We start from the raw sequence: 2,198 nt of genomic DNA, 5'->3' as shown, positions 1-2,198 counted from the left end.
ACGTTGACCAGGACGACGACCAAACACAACGCCCCGCGCTTGTGCCGCTGCTACACCAGAGCGCACACGTTCACGTAGTAAATCTCCCTCAAACTCTGCTAATGCAGACATCACAGAAGCCATGAGCTTTCCCTGAGATGTGGAAAGGTCAAACTGCAAACCTGTTTGTGCCACCAGAGATACCCCGAAATGCCCAAGATCTTGTAATGACTGTACGAGATCCACGGTGCTTCTGCCCCAGCGTGTCAATTCCGTCACCAAGATGGCATCGATTTCACGAGATTGCGCCATGGTCATCAAGTATTTTCTTTGCAATCTCTCATCCTTACTGCCTGATGCAGTTTCTTTCCAAACACCGACAACATCGTAGCCGCAACGATTGGCGTAGGCACGTAGGTCATATTCCTGTCGTTCGCAGGACTGATCGTTCGTTGATACTCGGCAATAAATGGCCGCATTCTGTCCCAATTGAACCTCCTTGCGAAATTGCAGCGCAAAGCTAAGCGTGGCGGTACAAAATAATGTACCTTTAATAGTTTAGTTTATTTGGGACTAATGAGCCATGCCGCGCCATTCTATTTTGTCGTCCACGGAATTGGGAAGCCTGTTCGAAATTCCAGATGATAGAGCTTTTATGCTTCAGCATTACACTCTGAGTGATTCTGATAAATCCATAGTCCATCAACATCGAGGGGCATCCAACAAGCTAGGCTTTGCAATTCAACTTTGCTACATGCGTTACCCTGGAGTGATATTGGGTATTAACGACGAACCATTCAAACCCTTACTTTTCATGATGGCTGCTCAACTTAGTATATCAGTGGACTGCTGGAATGATTATGGTCAGCGCGAGCAAACAAGACGAGAACATATTGCCGAATTGAAAAAAGTTTTTGGGTTCAAACTATTCACCTTGAGTGACTATCGGCAATCGGTCAATATGATGGTGGATTTGTCCCTTCAGACAGATAAAGGTCTTATTTTAGCCACAACTCTCGTTGAAAATTTACGACAAAAATCAGTCCTTTTGCCAGCTATAAATGCAATTGATAGTATTTGCGCAGAAGCAATCACATCTGCCAACCGCATAATTTATACTGCTTTGACGAGCTCACTTTCAGAAACTCATCGTCAAAATATAGATGCTTTGCTGAACCGTAAAGAGGGCAGCAAACTGACAATATTGGGGTGGCTTAGACAGTCACCAGCTAAACCAAACTCAAAGTACATGCTTGAGCACATTGAGCGGCTGAAGTGCTTACAAGCCATCGATCTACCTGAAGACATTGGAAAACACGTTCATCAAAATCGCTTACTGAAAATTGCTCGCGAAGGTGGGCAAATGACTCCTGCTGATTTGGCCAGATTTGAATCTCAACGTCGATATGCCACTTTGGTAGCAATCGTTGTGGAGAGTATGGCCACGATCACCGACGAAATTATTGACCTGCATGATCGCATTATTGGAAAGCTATTTGCTATCGCAAAAAATAAACACCAGCAACAATTTCAATCATCAGGTAAAGCGATCAACGACAAAGTGCGTTTGTATGGGCTTATCGGGAAAGCCTTGCTAGATGCCAAGCAAAATGGCAGTGATCCGTTTGCCGCCATCGAAACTGTTATTTCATGGGATGCTTTTGCAGCAAGTATTACTGAGGCAGAAAAACTGGCGCAACCCGAAGACTTTGATTTTTTACCACGAATTGGCGAGAGCTATGCAACTTTACGCCGTTACGCGCCAGAACTTCTTGCCATACTTAAATTGCGTGCTGCCCCAGCAGCAAAAGATATGCTTGCCGCTGTAGAGTTGCTCCGCAGCATGAATGTTGATAATACACGAAAAATCCCCTCTAATGCTCCAATAGCGTTTATCAAAAAACGGTGGGCAAGACTAGTCTTTACCGATGATGGTATTGATCGCCGCTATTACGAAATATGTGTGTTATCTGAACTTAAAAACTCGCTACGGGCTGGGGATCTCTGGGTACAAGGCTCTCGCCAATTCAAAGACTTCGATGAGTATTTAGTGACTGCTGATAAATTTAATCAGCTAAAACAGTCCAATGAGTTACCTCTAACCATTACTACTGATTGTGATCTATATTTGCAAAGTCGCCTTTCACTATTGGAGCAGAAATTAGCAATCATTAATCGCATGGCAGCGACCAACGATTTGCCTGATGCGATGATCAATC

The 2,198-nt window shown here is 44.2% G+C and carries 1 protein-coding gene and 1 pseudogene; one reads left to right on the top strand and one right to left on the bottom strand.

Going from position 1 to position 2,198, the window contains the following annotated elements:
• The coding region (locus F957_RS03095) for a recombinase family protein (RefSeq protein WP_016660572.1) at positions 1-468 on the bottom strand (468 nt) is incomplete at its 3' end.
• Between the two features lie 94 nt (positions 469-562).
• On the opposite strand from F957_RS03095, the pseudogene F957_RS03100 reads away from it, so the two are divergent.
• Positions 563-2,198, top strand: a pseudogene (locus tag F957_RS03100) (Tn3-like element ISAcsp1 family transposase); the annotation flags it as partial.

Origin of the sequence: Acinetobacter gyllenbergii CIP 110306 = MTCC 11365, from assembly GCF_000413855.1 — a bacterium.
Taxonomy (GTDB): domain Bacteria; phylum Pseudomonadota; class Gammaproteobacteria; order Pseudomonadales; family Moraxellaceae; genus Acinetobacter; species Acinetobacter gyllenbergii.
The sequence above is the reverse complement of the archived record's forward strand: the minus strand, read 5'-3'. Positions and strand labels throughout refer to the sequence as shown.